Consider the following 21441-nt stretch of genomic DNA (forward strand, 5'->3'; position numbering starts at 1 on the left):
ACGCTCAAGCACAGGTGTCTGTTGCCCAGAAGGGAATTCCAAAAGCAGCAAGTAGCTGTGCCGTTTCGCCCAGAGGCAGGCCGACCACCCCGGAATAGCTGCCCTGCAGGCCGCTGACGAATACCGCGCCCAGACCCTGAATGGCGTAGCCGCCCGCCTTGTCTTGCGGCTCGCCGCTGGCCCAGTAGCGTTCGGCTTCATCAGCCGTGATCGCGCGGAACTGCACCCGGCTGCCGACCAGGCGCACGACGCAGCCGGCCTCGCTGGCCAGCGCCACGGCGGTCAGCACCTGATGTTCACGCCCGGACAGCGCCTGCAGCATCGCCAGGGCATCGGCCTTGTCGACCGGCTTGCCGAGAATGTGCCCGTCCAGCACCACCGAGGTATCGGCGCCCAGCACGCAGGCCGCGGGCTCTTCAATGTGCGACAGCCCGGCCAGCGCCTTTTCCCGCGCCAGACGCTGAACGTAGGTGTCGGGCGCTTCAGCCGCATGCGGCGTCTCGTCGATGGAAACGGGAAGAAGGGTAAAGCGAGCGCCGATCTGGGTCAGCAATTCACGGCGTCTGGGCGACGCGGAGGCGAGAAACAATGCGGGCATGCCTGATCCTTGTTTAAGGTCTGTTGCCATTTCGTTCGCGGATTGCGACTAAACGTCAACAGACCCTAGGGTACGAGGCAGGTTCGCATATTCGGGCAGTGCCCGAAAGCCGACGTGCGGGGCACGCCAGCCCGGTCAGTTCAGAACTTGAAGTTGACGACCTGATCGCCCTTGAGCGACAGGGTGCGCTTTTGTGTCACACCACCTGAGGTGACCTGGACCTCGTAAACACCACTGTCGAGCATCAGCGAAATAGGCGTCGAACCCTGTGGTTGCTCATTGATCAGCACCTGATCGTTGTACCTGTTGCTGCGCACGATAAGCGAATGAGTCTTGCTGTCGCACATTTCATAGGGCACATCGAGAATCGCGCAGGCCATCATCTTCTTGGCGGTCACGTTGGCCTGGATGCTCATCTGGGCAGTGACGGTGCCATCCATGCTCATGCTTGCCTCGGAGAACTCGGTCTTGGTGCGATAGCCATACCAGCTGGGGCTGAGTTTCAGTTCCTCGACCTGATCACGGATGTCTTCGCCAAGGACCCGCTCATAGTGGTCGAGCACCCACTGCGACATCCGTCCATCGTGCTCGTAACCAGCCAGGCAGGCGGCCAGGCTCTTGGTGGTCGAACAGCGGAACGAAACCGACTCGTTGAAATAGAGGGTCTTGTCCAGACGCCGGGCAATCGACTGGATCTTCTTGCTGTTGCGCTTGCGTACTTCGGAAGCCAGCTGCGCCTTGAGGCGCTCCACGTCCCTGGCCGCCTGGGAGAAGCTCAGCTGCTTGGCACTCAGATCCTTCTCCACCGACTGCACGCGCTGCAGCGCCGCCTGCTCTTCATCAGCACTGCGTTTGTAATCTGCAAGCAACGTATCGAGGCGCTCGCGATTGCTGCTCTGCGCGAAGAAGTCTTCCAGCTCCATGCGGATCAGCTTCTTGGCATTGCTCGACTGCAGAGCGGCTGCGCTTTGTGCGCTCTTCTCGACGCGCAAGGCATCTTCAAGACGCTGCTTCTCGGCCAGGATGGCGTCGAGTTCGGCAATCTTGGCCGTCAACTGATCGGAGTGCTCGAACTGCTCGCCGCCGGCCTGGGCCACCCTGCTCAGTGGCGCAATCTGGGGTTCGGCGCCCTTGCCCGATACGCCAGCGCTGTCAGCCTGGGAATAATCACTGCCCACCACAAGCGCCATGACCAGTGCACCGAAGAAGCCGGCCCCCGCCAGCATCGCCTTCGCCCCAATGAACACTCTTCTCGGCTTGGAATAACTCGAAACGCCCGTATCCATAACCCATTCGTCCGTATTGTGCTTAGCGTTGATAGTTCTAATTATAAGTTTCAGGCCTATGTGGCCTTTAGCTATTAAAAGTGTGGATAATTTCAGAAAAGGCCTGACGGCACAAGGACACAAGCGACGCGGCCCGATGACGCACGCAGCGCTCAATAAACGTTGAAGCGGCGTCGCATCCACTGCAAGGCGATGAACATCCAGGGCCAGAGCAAGGCGCTAACAGGCACAGGCACCAGGAACAACAGGGTCGGCGGGCGATTGCCTGTCAGCGTATTGAGCCACAACTGCACCAACTGCCCGATGCCGAAGATCACCATCAGCACCAGGCTCTGCTGCATCAGGGGAAACATGCGCAGACGCTGCTGTAGGCTGAGCACAAGGAAGGTGATCAGAATCAGCGGCAGTCCGTTCTGTCCCAGCAACGTGCCGGAAAGCACATCGAGCACCAGGCTGCAGACGAACGCCGCCGCCATCGCTCCCCGATGCGGCAAGGCAATCGCCCAGTACGCAATGACCATGGCCAGCCAGAGCGGGCGCCCCAGCCCGGTGCTGTACGGCATGGGGGCAATGGAAAGCAGCAGCGCGACCATCAGTGTCAGCCAGATGACCCAGCTGTTGTTCGTGCGCCCGCTGTTCATGGTCGCGACTCCGTGTTCGCCGGAGGGGTTGCCGGCGTTTCCGGCTCAGCTACGGGTGCAGCCGGATCGGGCTGTGCATGCGCTGCTTCGCGATCCGCCGTGACCTGCGCTTCGGCGGCATCCGTGGCGCGCTCCTCGGGCGTGCGCGAATCGCTGAAGACCAGCAGCAGGTAGCGACTGCGGTTGAGCATCGCCGTGGGCGTTGCGCGAACGATGGAAAACGGCTGCCCTGAGCCACGCACCACTTCAGTGACCTGGGCGACCGGATAGCCACTGGGGAAACGCTGTCCCAGGCCGGAACTGACCAGAAGGTCCCCTTCCTTGATATCGGCCGTCTCGGCGACATGGCGCAGCTCGAGATAATCGGGGCTGCCGGTGCCCACGGCAATCGCACGCAGGCCATTGCGATTGACCTGCACCGGGATGCTGTGGGTGACATCCGTAAGCAGCAGGACCCTGGCGGCGTATGGCATCACTTCGACGACCTGGCCCATCAACCCGCTGGCATCGAGCACCGGCTGGCCGACGAACACACCATCCTGTGCGCCCTTGTCGATCAGGATGCGATGCGTAAAGGGGTTGGGATCGAGGCCGATCAGCTCGCCGACGATCACCTTGTCATCGACCAGAGCGGCGGAGTTGAGCAGCTCGCGCAAACGCACGTTCTGCTCGGTCAACATGGCCAGCTTCTGCAGGCGTCGCTGCATCAGCAGCGCTTCGGCCTTGAGCTTTTCGTTTTCAGCCGCCAGGCTGGTGCTGCTGCTGAGCTGTTCGGTGGCCCGCTGCCAGGTGCGCACCGGCAGATCGGCCAGCCAGTAGAAGGGCGTCAGCACCAACCCCATCTGACTACGCACCGGCTTGAGCGTATCGAAGCGAGCATCCACCACCATCAGCACGACACAGACCACGGAAAGCACCAGCAGGCGCACTCCGAGCATGGGTCCCTTGGCAAATAGCGGTTTGATCGGCGAATCCTCGCAGTGGCAGGCTTCAACTTAACGCAACAAGCCGAGAGCAGGTCCGACCCCGCTTTCGGCTTGCACTTGGAACCTGGTGCCTGTCGCTTACTCCGTGGACAACAGATCCATGGCGTGGCGATCCATCATTTCCAGTGCCCGACCGCCGCCACGCGCAACACAGGTCAGCGGCTCTTCGGCAACGATAACCGGCAGCCCGGTTTCCTGCGACAGCAACTTGTCCAGGTCACGCAGCAGTGCGCCGCCACCGGTCAACACCAGGCCACGCTCGGCAATGTCCGAGGCCAGCTCCGGCGGCGATTGTTCCAGCGCGCTCTTGACCGCCTGGACGATGGTCGCCAGCGACTCCTGCAGCGCTTCGAGTACTTCATTGGAATTGAGGGTGAAGCTACGCGGCACGCCCTCAGCCAGGTTGCGGCCTCGCACGTCCACTTCACGCACATCATTGCTCGGAAAGGCCGTGCCGATTTCCTGCTTGATGCGCTCGGCGGTGGATTCACCGATCAGGCTGCCGTAGTTGCGGCGCACGTAGGTGACGATGGACTCGTCGAAGCGATCACCACCGACCCGCACGGACTCGGCGTAAACCACGCCGTTAAGGGAGATCAATGCGATTTCCGTGGTGCCGCCGCCAATATCGACGACCATCGAGCCACGTGCTTCATCCACCGGCAGGCCTGCGCCAATCGCGGCCGCCATGGGCTCTTCGATGAGAAAGACTTCGCGCGCACCGGCCCCCAGGGCCGATTCGCGGATGGCGCGGCGCTCCACCTGGGTGGATTTGCACGGTACGCAGATCAGCACGCGCGGGCTGGGCTGCAGAAAGCTGTTCTCGTGAACCTTGTTGATAAAGTACTGCAGCATCTTTTCACAAACGCTGAAATCGGCGATAACGCCGTCCTTCATGGGGCGAATGGCGTTGATATTGCCAGGAGTACGACCCAGCATGCGCTTGGCGTCGGTACCCACCGCCACAACGCTTTTCTGATTGCCGTGGGAGCGGATGGCAACCACGGACGGCTCATCCAGGACGATGCCCCGGTCACGCACATAAATAAGAGTATTGGCAGTGCCCAGGTCGATCGACAGATCACTGGAAAACATGCCACGCAGTTTTTTGAACATGGGAAATGGCCCTGGGGCAAACGCGTGGGGAAAAAAGTGCCGCAAACTCTAACAATGGTGCGAACGTAGGGCAAGGCGCGCGTCCACGCCTGACCGGCCAGACATGGGCGATTCGGTGAAAGGCGACTGGCACAGTGTGCAAGCGGCACACCATCAAGCCGCAGCCATGCTACCGGGAAATCCTGCAGGCATGTAACATTGTCGGCTTTTCCGGGCTTTATGCCCGCTGCTGCGGCCCATCCCTGCTGCCCATGCACCGCTGATGGTTGACGCAGGTCGCATCCGATTCGCTTTGCGCTGGAGAAACCCGATGGCGATTGAACGCTCCGAGGTGGAAAAGATCGCTCACCTGGCCCGCCTGGGTCTGGCTGAGGCCGATCTGCCCCGCACCACCGAGACCCTCAACAATATCCTCGGTCTGATTGACCGCATGCAGGCTGTCGATACCCGTGGCGTCGCGCCGCTGGCTCATCCGCTGGAAACCCACCAGCGCCTGCGCGCCGATGACGTCACCGAAACCAACCAGCGCGACGCCTACCAGGCCATCGCTCCGGCTGTGGAAGACGGCCTGTACCTGGTCCCACGGGTGATCGAGTGATGAAGGACACCGACATGCATCAACTGACCCTCGCCGATATCGCTCGCAGCCTCGCCAGCAAGCACTTCTCTTCCGAAGAGCTGACACGCAGCCTGCTGGCGCGCATCGCCCGGCTCGATCCGCAGCTCAACAGCTTCATCACCGTCACCGAAGAATTGGCGCTTGAACAAGCGAAAGCCGCCGATATCCGCCGCGCAGCAGGTGAAGCCGGCCCGCTGCTCGGCGCGCCCATCGGTCACAAGGACCTGTTCTGCACCCAGGGCATCCGCACCAGTTGCGGCTCGAAGATGCTCGACAACTTCGCCGCCCCCTACGATGCCACCGTGGTGGAAAAACTCGCCGCTGCCGGCACCGTCACCCTCGGCAAGCTGAACATGGATGAGTTCGCCATGGGCTCGGCCAACGAATCCAGTCATTACGGCCCGGTGAAGAACCCCTGGGACCTCTCCCGCGTACCGGGCGGCTCTTCCGGCGGTTCCGCCGCGGCCCTTGCTGCACGCCTGCTGCCGGCGGCCACCGGCACCGACACCGGCGGCTCGATCCGCCAGCCGGCAGCGCTGACCAACCTCACCGGCCTCAAGCCCACCTATGGTCGCGTCTCGCGCTGGGGCATGGTCGCCTACGCCTCCAGCCTCGACCAGGCCGGCCCCATGGCCCGCACCGCCGAGGACTGCGCCCTGCTGCTGTCGGCCATGGCCGGCTTCGACCCGAAAGACTCCACCAGTGTCGAACAGCCGCTGGATGACTACCTCGCCGCGCTGAGCCAGCCGCTCGCCGGCCTGCGCATCGGCCTGCCGAAGGAATACTTCGGTGCAGGTCTGGACCCGAAAATCGCCGAAGCGGTGATGGCGGTGGTCGACGAACTGAAAAAGCTCGGCGCCACGGTAAAGGACATCAGCCTGCCGAACATGCAGCACGCGATCCCGTCCTATTATGTGATCGCGCCCGCCGAGGCCAGCTCCAACCTGTCGCGCTTCGACGGCGTGCGCTTCGGCTACCGCTGCGAAAAACCGACGGACCTCAACGACCTCTACAAACGCTCGCGCGCCGAAGGTTTCGGTGACGAGGTCAAGCGCCGCATCATGGTCGGCACCTATGCGCTGTCCGCCGGCTATTACGATGCCTACTACATCAAGGCCCAGCAGATTCGCCGGCTGATCAAGAACGACTTCGTCAGCGCCTTCGACGAGGTGGACGTGATTCTCGGTCCGACCACGCCGAACCTGGCCTGGAAACTCGGCGAGAAAAATGCGGACCCGGTTTCCGCCTACCTGGAAGATATCTACACCATCACCGCCAACCTGGCCGGCATTCCCGGCCTGTCCATGCCGGCCGGCTTCATCGACGGCCTGCCGGTGGGCGTACAGTTGCTGGCACCGTACTTCCAGGAGGCGCGTCTGCTCAATATCGCGCACCAGTATCAGCAAGTCACCGACTGGCACCAGCGCGCCCCGGTCGGATTCTGAGGAGATTGAAGATGCAATGGGAAACCGTCATCGGGCTTGAGATCCACGCACAGCTCGCCACCCAGTCGAAGATCTTCTCCGGCAGCGCCACTACTTTCGGCGCCGAACCCAACACCCAGGCCAGCCTGGTCGATCTGGGCATGCCCGGCACCCTGCCGGTGCTCAATGCCGAAGCCGTACGCATGGCCTGCAAGTTCGGCCTGGCCATCGACGCCGAAATCGCCGGCCAGAACGTCTTCGCGCGCAAGAACTACTTCTACCCGGACCTGCCCAAGGGCTACCAGACCAGCCAGATGGACCACCCCATCGTCGGCAAGGGCTTCCTCGACATCACACTGGAAGACGGCACCACCAAGCGCATCGGCATCACCCGCGCGCACCTGGAAGAGGATGCCGGCAAGAGTCTGCACGAAGACTTCCACGGCATGAGCGGCATCGACCTCAACCGTGCCGGCACGCCGCTGCTGGAGATCGTTTCCGAGCCGGACATCCGCAGCGCCAAGGAGGCCGTGGCCTACGTCAAGGCCATGCACTCGCTGGTGCGCTACCTGGGCATCTGCGACGGCAACATGGCCGAAGGCTCGCTGCGCTGCGACTGCAACGTCTCGGTACGGCCCAAGGGCCAGGCCGCGTTCGGCACCCGCGCCGAGATCAAGAACGTCAACTCCTTCCGCTTCATCGAAAAGGCCATCAACCACGAAGTCCAGCGCCAGATCGAGCTGATCGAGGACGGCGGCAAAGTGGTGCAGGAAACCCGCCTGTACGATCCGAACAAGGACGAGACGCGCTCCATGCGCAGTAAGGAAGAGGCCAACGACTACCGCTACTTCCCCTGCCCCGACCTGCTGCCGGTGGTGATCGAGCAGAGCTTCCTCGACGAAGTGCGCGCCAGCTTGCCGGAGCTGCCGGTGCAGAAGCGCGAGCGTTTCGAGCGCGAGTTCGGCCTGTCCGCCTACGACGCCAGCGTGCTCTCGGCCAGCCGCGAACTGGCCGACTATTTCGAACAGGTCAACGCCAGCTGCGGCGACGCCAAGCTGGCGGCCAACTGGGTGATGGGCGAGCTGTCCAGCCTGCTCAACAGGGAAGGCCTGGAAATCGAGCAGTCGCCGGTGTCAGCCGGGCAACTGGGCGGCATGATCCTGCGCATCAGGGACAACACCATCAGCGGCAAGCTCGCCAAGATGGTCTTCGAGGCCCTGGCCGCCGGCGAAGGCGCCAGCGCCGACGAGATCATCGAGAAGAAGGGCCTCAAGCAGGTCACCGACGCCGGCGCTATCGAGAAGATGCTCGACGAGGTGCTGGCCGCCAACGCCGAACAGGTCGAACAGTACCGCGCCAGTGACGAAGCCAAGCGCGGCAAGATGTTCGGTTTCTTCGTCGGCCAGGCCATGAAGGCCTCCAAGGGCAAGGCCAACCCCGGCCAGGTGAACCAACTGCTGAAGCAGAAACTCGAAGGCTAAGCTGAACGATGGCCTTCTGCGCGGCTGCACCCGCTGCAACCGCGCAGAGGACCGCAGCACGGCTTTCGGCGCCGCCGGAGCTTCACCACACCTGCCGTGGGCCGTCGCCGACTCAGCGATCGACCAACGGAAGGATTTTCATGCAACTGACACGCTTTACCGTCCCACTGCTTCTGGCGCTATTGGCCAGCGGTTGCGCCGAACGCCAGCCGACCCAGCCATCCAAAGCGCCACCTGCCGTGCAGGATCGCTTCAGCCAGAGCGGCAAGGCGTCCTACTATGCTCGTTTGCACCACGGCAAACGTACGGCGAGCGGCGAGATCCATGATCAGAATGCACTGGTTGCGGCTCATCGCAGCCTGCCATTCGGGACGCGAGTGCGCGTAATCAACGAGCAGAACGGCAAACAGGTAGTGGTGCGAATCAACGACCGCGGACCATTCCGCCGCGGCCGCATCATCGACGTCTCGCGCGCGGCGGCAATACAACTGGACATGCTGGACCACGGCGTGGTCCGCGTACGTATCGAAACGCTCCCATGACCGATCCTACGCTTGCCCTCACCACGGCAACATGCAGCGCGGCCTCAGCAATGACGGGAGCGTACGCATGTCCTTGGTGACCTTTGCCTACCTGATCGGCGGCCTGGTGCTATTGGTGATCGGCGCCGAAGCGCTGGTGCGTGGCGCCGCCAGACTGGCCGGCCGTTTCGGCATTCCACCGTTGATCATCGGACTGACGGTGGTCGCCTTTGGCACCAGCGCACCGGAAACAGCCGTCAGCGTGCAGGCTTCACTCGGCGGCAGCGGTGATATCGCAGTAGGCAACGTGATCGGCAGCAACATTGCCAATATTCTGCTGATCCTCGGCCTGTCCGCTCTGATCGCACCGCTGGTGGTGTCCCGGCAGCTGATACGCCTGGATGTTCCGGTGATGATCGGCGCCGGCCTGCTCTGCTATGGGCTGGCCTTCAATGGCAGCATCAGTCGGCTGGACGGTATCCTGCTGCTCGCCTGCCTGATCGGCTATACCCTGTTTCTGGTGGCCGCCGGCAAAAGAGAAAGGCAGGCCCCCGAGAACGACGAGTTCGCCGCAGAGTTCGGCCCTGCCGATGGCGAAAAGCCGTTTGCCTGGGTGTTCCAGCTGTTGTTGATCCTGCTGGGCCTCGGCATGCTGGTGGGCGGCTCGAACCTGCTGATCGAAGGCGCCGTCGGCCTGGCCCGGGCACTGGGCCTCTCGGAGCTGGTCATCGGCCTTACGGTGGTGGCAGTCGGCACCTCGATGCCGGAGCTGGCGACTTCGGTGCTGGCCGTGATCAAAGGGGAGCGCGACATTGCCGTGGGCAACGTGGTCGGTAGCTGCATCTTCAATCTATTACTCGTCCTGGGCGCCGGCGCTGCAGTATCCGCAGAAGGGCTGTCCATTTCGCCCAATGCCCTGTCGTTCGATTTCCCGGTGATGCTGGCTGTGTTCGTCGCCTGCCTGCCGATTTTTTTCTCCGGCTACTGCATTCGCCGCTGGGAGGGCCTGCTGTTCTTCGCCTATTACATCGCCTATACGTTCTACCTGGTGATGTTCGCAACAGGCCTCGGCGCTATCGATCTGCTGCGCGATGCGATGCTCTGGTTCGCTTTCCCCTTGACGACCGTCACGCTTTTGGTGATCTTCCTGCGCGCCTGGCGACGCCAGCGCTAACCCTCTCTCTTTCTCTATCCTTGCGGAGCGCCACATCGTGACCCTGATGACTTTCGTCTACCTTCTAGCCGGCCTGGTGCTGCTCGTTGCCGGTGCGGAGGTACTGGTGCGCGGTGCCGCCAAACTCGCGGCCCAGTTCGGCATTTCACCGCTGGTCATCGGCCTGACCGTGGTCGCCTTCGGCACCAGCGCACCGGAAACCGCCGTCAGCGTGCAGGCCGCCCTGAACGGCAGTGGCGATATCGCCATCGGCAACGTGGTCGGCAGCAACATCGCCAACGTGCTGCTGATTCTCGGTCTGACCGCGCTGGTCGCGCCGCTGGTGGTGTCGCGCCAGCTGATCCGCCTCGACGTGCCGATCATGATCGGCGCCAGTCTGGTCACCTTCGGCCTGGCCTGGGATGGCGAGCTCAGCCGTATCGATGGCACCATCCTGTTCAGCGCAGTGGTGATCTACACGCTGTTCCTGGTCATCAGCAGCCGCCGCGAGAACGCAGCCGATGCCGATGACGAGTTCGCCAAGGAGTTCGGTCTCGACGAGCCGGCCAAACCCCATGCCGGGCTTATCAATGCCGGCCTGGTGATCGCCGGCCTGGTGCTGCTGGTCGTGGGTTCCAACTTTCTGGTCGAGGGTGCCGTCGCGCTGGCGCGTGCGCTCGGCTTGTCGGAACTGGTCATCGGCCTCACCGTAATCGCCATCGGCACTTCACTGCCGGAGCTGGCCACTTCGATCATGGCGGCCTTGCGCGGCGAGCGTGACATCGCAGTGGGCAACATCGTCGGCAGCAACATCTTCAACCTGCTCTGCGTGCTGGGCCTCGCCTCGCTCGTCTCGCCGCAGGCAATTGCCGTGTCGTCCAATGCACTGGCCTTCGACTTCCCGGTGATGATCGCAGTGGCCGTGGCCTGTCTGCCGATCTTCTTTGCCGGCTATACCATCAATCGCTGGGAAGGCCTGCTGTTTCTCGCCTATTACATCGCCTACACGCTGTATCTGGTGATGAGCAGCACCGGACGACCATTTGCCGAAACCTTCGGCGACGCGATACTCGGCTATGCCCTGCCGCTGACCGCCATCACCCTGATCGTCATCGCCGGGCGGGCCTGGAAAAGGCAATAGTTTTCAAAGCCAGCCCAACCCGCTCAGCAACAGCAAACCCGCATTGATGGTGAGCGCCGAAAACAGCGTGGTGATCACGATGATGGTCGCCGCCAGGCGGTAGTTGGAGTTGACCGCGCGCGCCATGACGAAACTCGCCGCCGCCGTGGGGCTGGCGAAGTAAAGGAAGAGGATGCCCAGCTCGGCTCCGCGAAACCCCCACAGCCAGGCACCGAGCGTGGCCAGTAGCGGCAACCAGATCATTTTCATCAGGCTGGCACTGATCGCCGTGCCACTGCTTTCCCGCAGCGCGCTCAGCGACAGGGTCCCACCGATGCAGATCAGCGCCAGCGGCAGGCTCAACTGGGCAAAATAGCCCGCCGAGGTCAGCAGCCAGTCCGGTAGCGTCACCTGCCAATAAGCAAAGGGAATCGCCGTCGCCACACCGATAATCAAGGGATTGCGCAGAATGCTCAGGCACACCGAGCGCAGGCTGCTGTTGCCGCCGGGGCTGTAGATGGCCAGCACGACCACCGAGAGCGTGTTGTAGATGATGATCACCACGCCGGCGAGCACGCTGCCCAGCGACAGTCCGTAATCGCCATACAGGCTGCTCGCCAGTGCCAGCCCAACGATGCCGTTGTTGCCGCGAAATGCCCCCTGCACATACACGCCACGATCGGCCTGCGGGCAACGCCACAACGCCCAGACCCAGGCGAGTGCGAAGCTGGCGATATTGGCCAGCACGAAATAGCCGATCAGCGCCGGCTGCAATGCAGCACTGAGGTCGGCCTGAAGAATCGACAGAAACAGCAGCGTCGGCATGCACCCCTTGAACACCAGCGTCGAGGCGCTGCCGATAAAGGCGCTGTCGATCCAGCCGATACGCCTGAGCACGACGCCGAGGAAGAGCATTGCGAATACCGGAGCGGTAACGCTCAGCGTCTGAACGACAAGGGAAGGCATGGATGGGCTCGGAGAGTGGGAGGCTGAAAGTCGCTCGTCGGGTTGGTAAAGCCTAACCCGACCTACACAGCGCAGAGCCCGCTTTCGTAGGTCGGATTAGCCAAAGGCGTAATCCGACGATCAGAAGACCGGAGATCGCTCGTCGGGTTGGTGAAGCGTAATCCGACCTGCAAAGGCATAACCCGACGATCAGGCTAGCGTCTTACAGGCCTTTTCTGCAGCTTACGCTGCAGGGTACGCCGATGCATGCCCAGCGCGCGGGCGGTGGCGGAAATATTGCCGTCATGCTCGCCCAGCACGCGCTGGATGTGTTCCCACTGCAGGCGATCCACCGACATCGGGTTCTCCGGGACCAGCGTGTCCAGATCGGCATGCCGAGAGAGCAATGCAGCCAGAACATCATCGGCATCGGCGGGCTTGCACAGGTAGTTGCAGGCACCACGTTTGATGGCTTCGACCGCCGTGGCGATACTCGAATAGCCGGTCAGGATCAGCACCTTCATTTCCGGGTCCAGTTCCAGCAGCTTGGGCAGCAGCACCAGCCCCGAGTCACCTTCCATCTTGAGGTCCAGCACCGCGTAATCGGGCGTTTCCTGCCGGGCCATCTCCAGTCCTTCCTCTGCCGAACCGGCGATGCTGACGTGCAACCCCCGACGACTCATGGCACGCGCCATGACACGGGTAAAGGTCGGGTCATCATCCACCAGCAGCAGATGGGGCTGATCTTCGCCGTCGTGCTGCAGCTCTTCGGTCATCTATGCATTCCTCGCGATTGGGTCACGTCAGTGATCAGGCCCGTACCGAGCCGTGCGGCAGCCTCAATTCGGTCAGCGCGCCGCCATCCTCGTGATTGTAGAGTTTCACAGTCCCGCCGGCACGTGTCACGCTCGCCTGACTGAGAAATAGTCCCAGACCGAACCCCTTGCCCTTGGTGGTGATGAATGGCCTGCCGATCTGCTCGGCGATCGCCAGCGGCACGCCCGCACCGTGGTCACGAATGGTCAGCGTGATCCATTGCGCGTCCCAATCCAGGCGGATATCCAGGTCGTCCGGGCTGGCATCGGTGGCATTGTTCAGCAGATTGAGCAGTGACTGCCCCAGGTCTGCAGGTGGCATCAGCCGTGGCGGGCTGCCCTTGCCCAGGCACTGGAAGCGATAGGTCGCCTCCGGTCGCATCAGGTGCCAGCGCTGCATCACCGACTCCACCCATTCACGGGCATTCTGCTCGACGATGGCCTGGCGACGATCCGCCTCGGCGGCGCGCACCAGCTGACGCAGGCTTTCCTTGCACAGCTGAACCTGGGATTGCAGCAGCGCCAGATCTTCATTCAATGGTTGCGGCTGCTGGTATTCCTGGCGCAGCTCCTTGAGCAGCACGCTCATGGTCGCCAGCGGCGTACCCAGCTCATGAGCGGCCCCGGCGGCCTGGGTCGCCACGGCCAGCAACTGCTGGTCACGCATGCTTTCCTCGCGGCGCTGGGCCTGGAGCTGTTCCTGGCGCCGCAACTGTTCGGCCATGCGCGCAACGAAAAAGGTGATCAGCGCAGCGGCCAGCGCGAAGCTCAGCCACATGCCGTAGACCAGCAACGTGGTGCGATCGACCGGCGGCACGATGACAGGGTCGTACCAGGCCAGCATCAGCGTATACCCGGCCAGCGCCAGGCCAGAGAGGACGATCGAATACAGCCACGGCAAGGTCGCCGCAGCGATGGTCAGCGGCACCAGGTAATAGGACACGAACGGATTGGTCGAGCCGCCCGAATAATACAGCAGGGCACTGTGAATCAGCAGGTCGGCCGCCAGATGAAAAGCGTACTCCTGCTCGGTCACAGGCCAGGGGCCTCGTAGCCGCAGCGCGGTCACCAGACAGATCAGGCCCGAAATGGCCAGCGTCACCCCCAGATGCAGCCATGGCAGCGCAACCAGTTGTGTGGCATAGGCAAGGCCCACCGCCCCGGCTTGGGCGGCAAGCACAAGGATGCGAATCAGGGTGAGCAGACGAAGATTCTGCCGGCTTGCCGACAGCAGTTGAACGGATGCGTACATGGAGTCTCCAATCGATTCGCGAGTATAACCAAGCGTCTCGAAAGGCACCCTGTCTGCGGCAATGAGACGCATGGAAAATCTGCGCAACCATTCACAACGGGATAAAGTCACAAGCCCGCATCCCGGTGCACACCTATTCAGGAGCCGTCATGTCTGCCTCTTTTGCCCGTCCAGTCGCTTTACTGGCCTGCCTGGCCTGCCTCCCGGTCGTCGCCGACGACCAGCGCTACAACCAGATATCCCTGCGCGCCGAAGCCACCAGCGAAGTGGCCCACGACCGTATGCACGTCACGCTCTACAGCGAAGCCCAGCATCAGGACCCGGCGCAACTCGCCGCCCAGACCACCCAAGTGATGAACCGGGCGCTGCAACGTGCCCGCCAGTCCAAGGGTGTCCTCGTCAACCAGGGCAGCCGTAGCAGCTATCCGGTCTACGAGGAAAAAGGCCAGCAGATCACCGCCTGGCGCGAACGAGCCGAACTGCGTCTTGAGAGCGGTGACTTCGCCGCCCTTTCCAAGCTCACCGGCGAGTTGATGCAGGACCTGAAGATGGGCAGCATGCACTTCAGCGTCTCCGACGCGATCCGCAAACAGAACGAAGATGCCCTACTCAAGGATGCCATCGCTGCATTTCGCGCCAGAGCACAACTGGCCACCGAAGCACTGGGCGGCAGCGACTACCGGATCGTCAATCTCAACCTCGGCAGTGGCGGCGGTTATCAGCCAGTGATGCGCGCCATGGCGATGAAGAGCATGGATGCCATGGCGACACCGGAAATCGAGGCTGGCACTCGCCAGGTCAGCGTCAATGCCGACGGCGTCATCGAAGTGCTGATGCCGTAAGTAAAAGCCGATAAAAGCGCTGGAGGCTGAACAGCTGGACGAACAAGCGAATCACACGGCCAAGGCTTTGTAGGCTGGATTAGCCGAAGGCGTAATCCGACGTTCGCGCGGGTCAGCTGCAAGAGCTGCTTGCTCGGCTCAGGCTGTTGTCATTGCACTTACAACAGCTTGTCACACCTAGATACAATTACTGAAACTCTTGCGCGCCGGGCTTTTCAGCCCGACCGCATGAGCAAAATGCCACCTTGGTAAATCTTTTGTAAGGAATTCCTATTCGCGAATAACTATCATGCGCGCCGGAATGATTCTCAACAAAAAGGATCCGCGCATGTACGTCCCTTTCACCCGTTCGGCACTGGCCATCGCTCTCGTCGGCTGCAGCCTGCCCGTTCTCGCTGAAACCAATCCGGTAAACCTGGACACGATGGTTGTCAGTGCTTCCGGTTTCGAGCAGAAGATCACCGACGCTCCGGCGAGCATCAGTGTGATCACTCAGGAAGATCTGCAGCAGAAGCGTTTTGGTAACCTGGCGCAAGCGCTGGAAGATGTGGAAGGCATCGACGTACGCCAGGGTGCAGGCAAGACCGGCGGATTGAACATCAGCATTCGTGGCTTGCCCAGCGAGTACACCCTGATACTCATCGACGGACGCCGGCAAAACACTGCCGGTAATGTCACGCCAAACGGTTTCAATGAAACCTCTACCAGTTTCATGCCGCCGATGTCGGCCATCGAGCGTATCGAAGTGATCCGTGGCCCGATGTCCACGCTCTACGGTTCCGATGCCATGGGTGGCGTGGTCAATATCATTACCAAGAAGGTCGCCGAGGAATGGGGCGGCTCGCTGAGTCTTGACCATACCTATCAGGACAACCGCGACTATGGCGATGCCAGCAAGGCCAGCCTTTACGCCAGCGGTCCGCTGATCGATGGCCTGCTGGGGTTGGCAGTACGCGGTAGCATTTACGACCGTAGCGAGACAGACCTGAGCTTCGATAACGACACCACTGTCAGCAAACGCGGCGCAGCACCCGTTGAAGGGCGCAACACCAACTTCGGCACTCGATTGACGCTGACCCCCCATGAAGATCACGATTTTTCCCTTGATTTCGAGCGCGGTCGGCAGGTCTATAACAATGATGACTGCCAGCTCGGAACCCTGGATGGGAAGTCTGGTGGCAATGCCATCGGCGGTTGCACCGTAGATGCACCGGCGACTATCAATGGCTACAAGGATGAGCTGCGTTTCGAACGCGATCAGTTCGCCTTGACGCATACCGGACGTCTCGGTTTCGGCACACTGGACAGCACTCTTACCCACAACACCACCGAAACTCTGGGACGTACTATTCCCGGTACTCTCGGCACCCCCTATAGCGGTTACCCAAGCATCGTGGGAGGCAATGACCGCAAGCTGAAATCCACCGACCTGATATTCGACACCAAGCTGGTCGCGCCTGTCGGCGAATCACATATCGCCACCATCGGCGCCCAATATTGGGATGCGGAGGTCGAGGATGGCATTGCAGCCGAAAAATTCCAGCAGACCTCATGGGCTCTGTTCATCGAAGACGAGTGGCGTCTACGCGATGACCTGGCCTTGACCCTGGGCGCCCGTTACGAAGATCACGAAGCCTTCGGCGGTCATATCAGCCCACGCGCCTATCTGGTCTGGAATACCAACGAAAGCTGGACGCTCAAGGGCGGAGTAAGCCGAGGCTACAAAACACCGACCCTCAATCAATTGCATGGCGGCATCAACGGTGTAAGCGGCCAGGGCCGCACCATAACCATCGGCAGTCCGGACCTGGACCCGGAAATCACCACCAACACCGAGTTCGGGGCCTACTACGACAATCTGGCAGGCTTCAGCGCCAACGCCACGCTGTTCCACACCAAGTTCAAGGACAAGATCGACAGCGGCACCCCTCTGCCCAACTGTAATTATCCAACGAACCCCAACCAGCCTGGCTGCGTGGATCTTGGTAGCAGTTTCCTGCAGGAAAACTTCGCCCAGAACGTGAATATCGGCGAAGCGGAAACCCAGGGCATAGAACTGGCAGGCCGCTGGCAATTCGCACCTGCCTGGTCGCTCTCGGGCAACTACACCTACACCGACAGCGAACAGAAAAGTGGGGATGACAAGGGAGCTCCTCTGACCAACACTCCGAAACACATGGCACATGCCAGCCTCAACTGGGAAGCGACCGATCGCCTGAACCTGTGGTTCAAAGGGGAATACCGAGGTGAGCGAGCACGCTTCAATCAACGCTACACGACTCTGACCACGGTAAATCAAGATCTCATGGATCAGGTCGGAGATCTCAAAGCCTATGAAGTGTTCCACCTGGGCGGCTCATTCCGCGCCTCAGAGAACGTAACGCTCAACGCCACCATCTACAACCTGTTCGACAAGGACTTCCTCGACGGAGAAAGCTACACCTCCGGCTCCACTACCGGCTGGGCTTCGTACTACACACAAACAGCCCAGTCGACCACCGGCACCCTGGAAGAAGGCCGTCGCTTCTGGCTCTCCGCCAACATCACCTTCTGATTCAGCGATGCAATATGGCCAGGCCGGAGTTCTCTCCGGCCTGGCCATATCTGCATCAGGCCGCCATGCGACAAAGACGCGAATGTATGCTGTTTGTAAATCCTTAACATTCAGTCCGAAAGCCTCTTAGAATCCAGCCACCAACCGTACTCAAGGACAATCATGCAACTCTGGCTCGGCACCCTGCGCCAATGGCACTGGATCAGCTCTGCGCTGTGCCTGGTGGGCATGTTGTTGTTTGCAGTGACCGGAATCACGCTCAACCACGCCGCGCAGATCGAAGCCAAACCGAAGATCATCGAGCATACGGCTTCATTGCCCGAATCCCTGCAACAACAGTTGTTGAGCGATCAACCAGGTGTGGGGCTGCCAAACGATTTGCGCGGCTGGCTCGAACAGGAGCTGGGCATCGACCTTGCTGGCCGTGATGCGGAATGGAGCGATGGCGAGCTGTATGTCGCCCTGCCCCGTCCGGGTGGCGACGCCTGGTTGAGCCTGGTACTGGAAACCGGCGAACTCGAATACGAGTCCACCGACCGTGGCTGGATTTCCTACCTCAACGACCTGCACAAGGGCCGCAATACCGGCACGGCCTGGAGCTGGTTCATCGATATTTTCGCCGCAGCCTGCGTGGTCTTCAGCCTCACCGGGTTGTTGCTGCTGCAACGGCACGCGGGTGGTCGACCGACGACCTGGCCACTGGTCGGGGCCGGGCTGGTGATTCCGCTGTTACTGGCGCTGCTGTTCATTCATTAAGGATGTGTCATGCGTAAACGCTTGTTGTTACCCCTTGCGCTGCTCAGCGCGCCGCTGATGGCGGCCGATATGCAGGTCGATGTGGAAATCCCGCGTCTGCAGGTTGCCGAATACCACCGCCCGTACGTGGCCATCTGGCTGGAAAAGCCGGACCAAAGCCATGTCGCCGACCTGACGGTCTGGTACGACCTGAAGCTGAAAGACAAGGAAGGCGAGAAATGGCTCAAGGACCTGCGCCAGTGGTGGCGTCGCAGTGGCCGCAGCCTGGAAATGCCGGTTGACGGCGTCTCGGCGGCAACCCGTGCAGTGGGCACCCACCAGTTGAACTACAAGGGCAGCGACGCACCGCTCAAGGCATTGGCAGACGGCGATTACAACCTGGTGGTGGAGGCCGTGCGTGAAGTGGGTGGCCGCGAGCTGCTGCGCGTGCCCTTCACCTGGCCGCAGGCTTCGACAGCCAGCGCCCAGGGTGCCACCGAGCTGGGCACCATCACCCTTACCATCAAACCCTGATCAAGGAAGCCACATATGAACCGCATGCTGAAATGGACCGCCCTGGCTTTGGCCGTAACCCTGCCATTGTCCGCCCAGGCCCACCGTGCCTGGATGCTGCCCTCCTCCACTGTGCTGTCCGGTGAAGAGCCCTGGATCACCGTGGATGCCGCCGTATCCAACGACCTGTTCTACTTCGAACACTTCCCGCTGCAACTGGAAGGTATCGGCAAGCCCCTGCAAATGCCTGCCCGCACGCCCCAGGCTGCCCAAGGCGACAAGCCGGCCACCCCCGCGCCGGCACCGATGCGCCGCCCGGCCAACAAGCTGGTCATCCTCGCGCCGGACGGCAGCGAAGTGGACGCACAGAACGGCGCTGTCGGTCGCTATCGCAGCACCTTCGATGTGCATCTGACCCAGAAGGGCACCTACAAGCTGGCGGTGGCCAGCAGCGGCCTGATGGCCACCTGGAAGGAAGGCGAAGAGCGCCGCCGCTGGATGGGCAAGGCCGAGGAACTGAAGCAGGCCATCCCGGCCAATGCCAGTGAGCTGCAGGTCATCCAGCGCAACAGCCGCATGGAAACCTTCGTCACCGCCGGCAACCCCACCGACAAGGTTTTGGCCCCCACCAACCAGGGCCTGGAACTGGTGCCGGTCACCCATCCCAATGACCTGTTCGCCGGCGAGGCAGCAGAGTTCACCTTCCTGCTCGACGGCAAGCCGGCCAAGGACGTGGAAATCAGCGTGGTACCCGGCGGCAACCGCTACCGCGACGAGACCGGCGATTTCACCGTCAAGACCGACGCTGAGGGCAAGGTCGCCATCACCTGGCCGACACCGGGCATGTACTGGCTGGAAGCCGAGCTGAGCACTACCGAAGGCGTTGCCAAGCCGGTCACCGAGCGCCGCGCCGTGTACAGCGCCACCCTGGAAGTGCAGGCGCCCTGAGGCCAAGCGTCTCACAGCAATCGCACCCAGCGGGGGCCGGCTTGCCGGCCCCTCGCCACTTCTGACACCAGCGCGGGACTCGCCCCTTGAAGTCGCTCCCTCTGCTCGCCGGCCTGGTTCTGGCCATTCTTCTGTTCTGGCTAGAACCGCCCCGCCTGGTTTCCGCCTTCCTTGTTCTGCTTGCCTGGCTGGTCCTGTGCTTTTACAGCTGGCTCAACTGGCGAAGCGGTCGCGTGCCTGCCGCCAGCGCGAACAGCCTGCCGGTCGCCTATGCCAGCCAGGGCGGCCAGGCCCGCGACATTGCCGAGCGCAGCGCCGCGCAGCTCACCCAGGCCGGCCTGCCGGCTCATGCGTTGCCGCTGGAGAAGCTTGATCTGGGCGAACTACCGCCGCGCCTGCTGCTGATCGCCAGCACCTACGGTGACGGCGAAGCCCCCGAGCATGTCGCACGCTTTGCCCGCCGCCTGGAGCAGCCGGGGCTGGACCTGCATGCCGTGGAATACGCCCTGCTCGGCCTCGGTGATCGCCAGTACGCCCACTTTTGCGCCTTCGCCCAACGCCTGGACCACGCGCTGCGCGCACGCGGAGCAAGCGCACTGTTCGACCGTCTGGAAGCCGATGCCCTGGACCCGGCTGTGCTGCGCCGCTGGCAACAGCAACTTGGCCAGCTCGCCGGACATGCCGAGTTCAGCGACTGGCTGCCTGCTGACTACCAGCCGTGGACGCTGGCCGCACGCAAGCAGCTGAACCCCGGTAGCCAGGGCGCGCCGCTGTATCACTTGCAATTGCTGCCGCCGGCTGGCGACGTCCAGTGGCAGGCCGGCGATATCGCCGAAATCGGCCCACGGCAAACCCCCGAGCAGGTCGCCGCCCTGCTTGATGCACTGCAACTGCGAAGCGCTACAGAGCTTGCCGATGGCCGCACCCTGGCGGACGAACTGAGCCGTCGCCAACTGCCGGAAGAGCCGAGCGGCCTACGCGGACTCACCCCACAACAACTGCTGGAGCAGTTGCCGCGTCTGGCGCACCGCGACTACTCCATCGCCTCGCTGCCCGAGGACGGCCATCTGGAGCTGCTGGTACGCCTGCAACAGCACGCCGACGGTAGCCTGGGGCTCGGCTCCGGATGGCTCTGCGCGCATGCAGCACCCACTGCCTGCATCGACCTGCGCATCCGCGCCAACCCTGGCTTCCGCTTGCCGCAGCATGCCGGCCCACTGATCCTGATCGGCAACGGCAGTGGTCTGGCCGGCCTGCGCGCGCACCTGCGTGAGCGCGAACGACTCGGCCAGCACGGCCATTGGCTACTGTTTGGCGAACGCAATGCAGCCCATGATTTCCTGCTGCGCGATGAGCTGGAACGCTGGCAGCACAGCGGCCACCTGGCGCGGCTGGACTTGGCCTTTTCCCGCGATCAGGCCGCCCCCGTCTACGTCCAGCACCTGCTGCGTGATGCCGCCGAAGACCTGCGCAGCTGGCTTGCTCGCGGCGCCACCCTGCTGGTCTGCGGCAGCCTGCAGGGCATGGGCCGCGAGGTGGACGCCCTGCTCCACGGCCTGCTCGGCGAAGACGAGGTGGAGCGGCTGCGTGAAGCCAGTCGCTATCGCCGGGATGTCTACTGAGGCACTGATCTCGGCTATGTCCTCATTGGTTGTTGATAGATCGATTTGGCTTGCGTAGGAGATTCTATGTCTATGACGACCTCACATCGCGGCACGGACTCGTAGGGTGGAACCGCCGAAGGCGTTTCCACCGTTTACCACGAACCGGGGCAACTGGCGGTCCTATACCAACGCACACCAGCGCAGGGTCCTGCCCTTGCCTTCTGCGCTCACTCGGCCTCGCCCATCGCCTGCGGCGACCCGGATGACGCCTTCGGCTAATCCAGGCTA

20 protein-coding genes are annotated in these 21441 nt (G+C 62.3%); 12 read left to right on the forward strand and 8 right to left on the reverse strand.

Annotated features, from left to right (window positions below; all coding sequences use genetic code 11):
• Window positions 1–4: 4 nt before the first annotated feature.
• The 5 genes from ACYCFC_RS12520 to mreB all read right to left on the reverse strand — a co-directional run bounded on the left by ACYCFC_RS12520 (window position 5) and on the right by mreB (window position 4627).
• Window positions 5–598, reverse strand: a complete 594-nt coding sequence (locus ACYCFC_RS12520; protein ID WP_459651789.1) for a Maf family protein — start codon at window positions 596–598, stop codon at window positions 5–7.
• 140 nt (window positions 599–738) lie between these two features.
• Window positions 739–1884, reverse strand: a complete 1146-nt coding sequence (locus tag ACYCFC_RS12525) for a PEGA domain-containing protein (RefSeq protein WP_459651790.1) — start codon at window positions 1882–1884, stop codon at window positions 739–741.
• Between the two features lie 152 nt (window positions 1885–2036).
• On the reverse strand, window positions 2037–2525 hold the full coding sequence (gene mreD, locus ACYCFC_RS12530; RefSeq protein WP_181085545.1) for a rod shape-determining protein MreD: 489 nt from the start codon (window positions 2523–2525) through the stop codon (window positions 2037–2039).
• Window positions 2522–3490 (reverse strand): rod shape-determining protein MreC, encoded by a 969-nt coding sequence (gene mreC / locus ACYCFC_RS12535; RefSeq protein WP_336509721.1) that lies wholly within the window; start codon window positions 3488–3490, stop codon window positions 2522–2524. The genes mreD and mreC overlap by 4 nt, the downstream gene beginning before the upstream one ends.
• Before the next feature lie 99 nt (window positions 3491–3589).
• Window positions 3590–4627, reverse strand: a complete 1038-nt coding sequence (mreB, locus tag ACYCFC_RS12540) for a rod shape-determining protein MreB (protein WP_014851637.1) — start codon at window positions 4625–4627, stop codon at window positions 3590–3592.
• 310 nt (window positions 4628–4937) lie between these two features.
• Between mreB and gatC the strand changes: the two genes are divergently transcribed.
• The 6 genes from gatC to ACYCFC_RS12570 all read left to right on the forward strand — a co-directional run bounded on the left by gatC (window position 4938) and on the right by ACYCFC_RS12570 (window position 10966).
• A complete protein-coding gene (gene gatC / locus ACYCFC_RS12545; RefSeq protein ID WP_181085541.1) occupies window positions 4938–5225 on the forward strand; it encodes an Asp-tRNA(Asn)/Glu-tRNA(Gln) amidotransferase subunit GatC in 288 nt (95 codons plus the stop codon).
• Window positions 5226–5239: 14 nt separating this feature from the next.
• On the forward strand, window positions 5240–6691 hold the full coding sequence (gene gatA / locus ACYCFC_RS12550; RefSeq protein ID WP_459651791.1) for an Asp-tRNA(Asn)/Glu-tRNA(Gln) amidotransferase subunit GatA: 1452 nt from the start codon (window positions 5240–5242) through the stop codon (window positions 6689–6691).
• An 11-nt stretch (window positions 6692–6702) separates the two neighbouring features.
• A complete protein-coding gene (gene gatB / locus ACYCFC_RS12555) occupies window positions 6703–8151 on the forward strand; it encodes an Asp-tRNA(Asn)/Glu-tRNA(Gln) amidotransferase subunit GatB (RefSeq protein WP_181085537.1) in 1449 nt (482 codons plus the stop codon).
• A 140-nt stretch (window positions 8152–8291) separates the two neighbouring features.
• Entirely contained in the window at window positions 8292–8693 is a 402-nt protein-coding gene (locus ACYCFC_RS12560; protein ID WP_459651792.1) for a septal ring lytic transglycosylase RlpA family protein, read from the forward strand.
• A gap of 67 nt (window positions 8694–8760) precedes the next feature.
• Window positions 8761–9846: a calcium/sodium antiporter gene (locus ACYCFC_RS12565; protein WP_181085533.1), complete on the forward strand. Its 1086-nt coding sequence runs from the start codon at window positions 8761–8763 to the stop codon at window positions 9844–9846.
• Between the two features lie 37 nt (window positions 9847–9883).
• Complete coding sequence (locus ACYCFC_RS12570; RefSeq protein ID WP_459651793.1) at window positions 9884–10966, forward strand: calcium/sodium antiporter; 1083 nt, start codon at window positions 9884–9886, stop codon at window positions 10964–10966.
• A gap of 3 nt (window positions 10967–10969) precedes the next feature.
• Here the strand turns inward: ACYCFC_RS12570 and ACYCFC_RS12575 are convergent, their stop codons facing one another.
• From ACYCFC_RS12575 to ACYCFC_RS12585, 3 genes are all read right to left on the reverse strand, one after another.
• Complete coding sequence (locus tag ACYCFC_RS12575) at window positions 10970–11911, reverse strand: AEC family transporter (protein WP_181085514.1); 942 nt, start codon at window positions 11909–11911, stop codon at window positions 10970–10972.
• Window positions 11912–12105: 194 nt separating this feature from the next.
• Window positions 12106–12666, reverse strand: a complete 561-nt coding sequence (locus tag ACYCFC_RS12580; RefSeq protein WP_181085512.1) for a response regulator transcription factor — start codon at window positions 12664–12666, stop codon at window positions 12106–12108.
• 34 nt (window positions 12667–12700) lie between these two features.
• The gene (locus tag ACYCFC_RS12585) at window positions 12701–13957 is read right to left on the reverse strand and encodes an ATP-binding protein (protein ID WP_181085510.1); all 1257 of its coding nucleotides are present in this window, start codon (window positions 13955–13957) and stop codon (window positions 12701–12703) included.
• Window positions 13958–14106: 149 nt separating this feature from the next.
• On the opposite strand from ACYCFC_RS12585, the gene ACYCFC_RS12590 reads away from it, so the two are divergent.
• The 6 genes from ACYCFC_RS12590 (at window position 14107) to ACYCFC_RS12615 (ending at window position 21171) form a co-directional block, all read left to right on the forward strand.
• Window positions 14107–14799, forward strand: coding sequence for an SIMPL domain-containing protein (locus tag ACYCFC_RS12590; RefSeq protein ID WP_181085508.1), 693 nt, complete (start codon window positions 14107–14109; stop codon window positions 14797–14799).
• A 328-nt stretch (window positions 14800–15127) separates the two neighbouring features.
• Window positions 15128–17353, forward strand: a complete 2226-nt coding sequence (locus tag ACYCFC_RS12595; protein WP_459651794.1) for a TonB-dependent receptor domain-containing protein — start codon at window positions 15128–15130, stop codon at window positions 17351–17353.
• Window positions 17354–17515: 162 nt separating this feature from the next.
• Complete coding sequence (locus ACYCFC_RS12600) at window positions 17516–18109, forward strand: PepSY-associated TM helix domain-containing protein (RefSeq protein ID WP_181085503.1); 594 nt, start codon at window positions 17516–17518, stop codon at window positions 18107–18109.
• Window positions 18110–18118: 9 nt separating this feature from the next.
• Window positions 18119–18622 (forward strand): DUF2271 domain-containing protein, encoded by a 504-nt coding sequence (locus ACYCFC_RS12605; protein WP_459651795.1) that lies wholly within the window; start codon window positions 18119–18121, stop codon window positions 18620–18622.
• A gap of 15 nt (window positions 18623–18637) precedes the next feature.
• On the forward strand, window positions 18638–19549 hold the full coding sequence (locus ACYCFC_RS12610) for a DUF4198 domain-containing protein (protein ID WP_181085499.1): 912 nt from the start codon (window positions 18638–18640) through the stop codon (window positions 19547–19549).
• A gap of 86 nt (window positions 19550–19635) precedes the next feature.
• The gene (locus ACYCFC_RS12615; protein WP_459651796.1) at window positions 19636–21171 is read left to right on the forward strand and encodes a sulfite reductase subunit alpha; all 1536 of its coding nucleotides are present in this window, start codon (window positions 19636–19638) and stop codon (window positions 21169–21171) included.
• Window positions 21172–21441: the final 270 nt, after the last annotated feature.

The organism is Stutzerimonas sp. NM35, assembly GCF_054604355.1.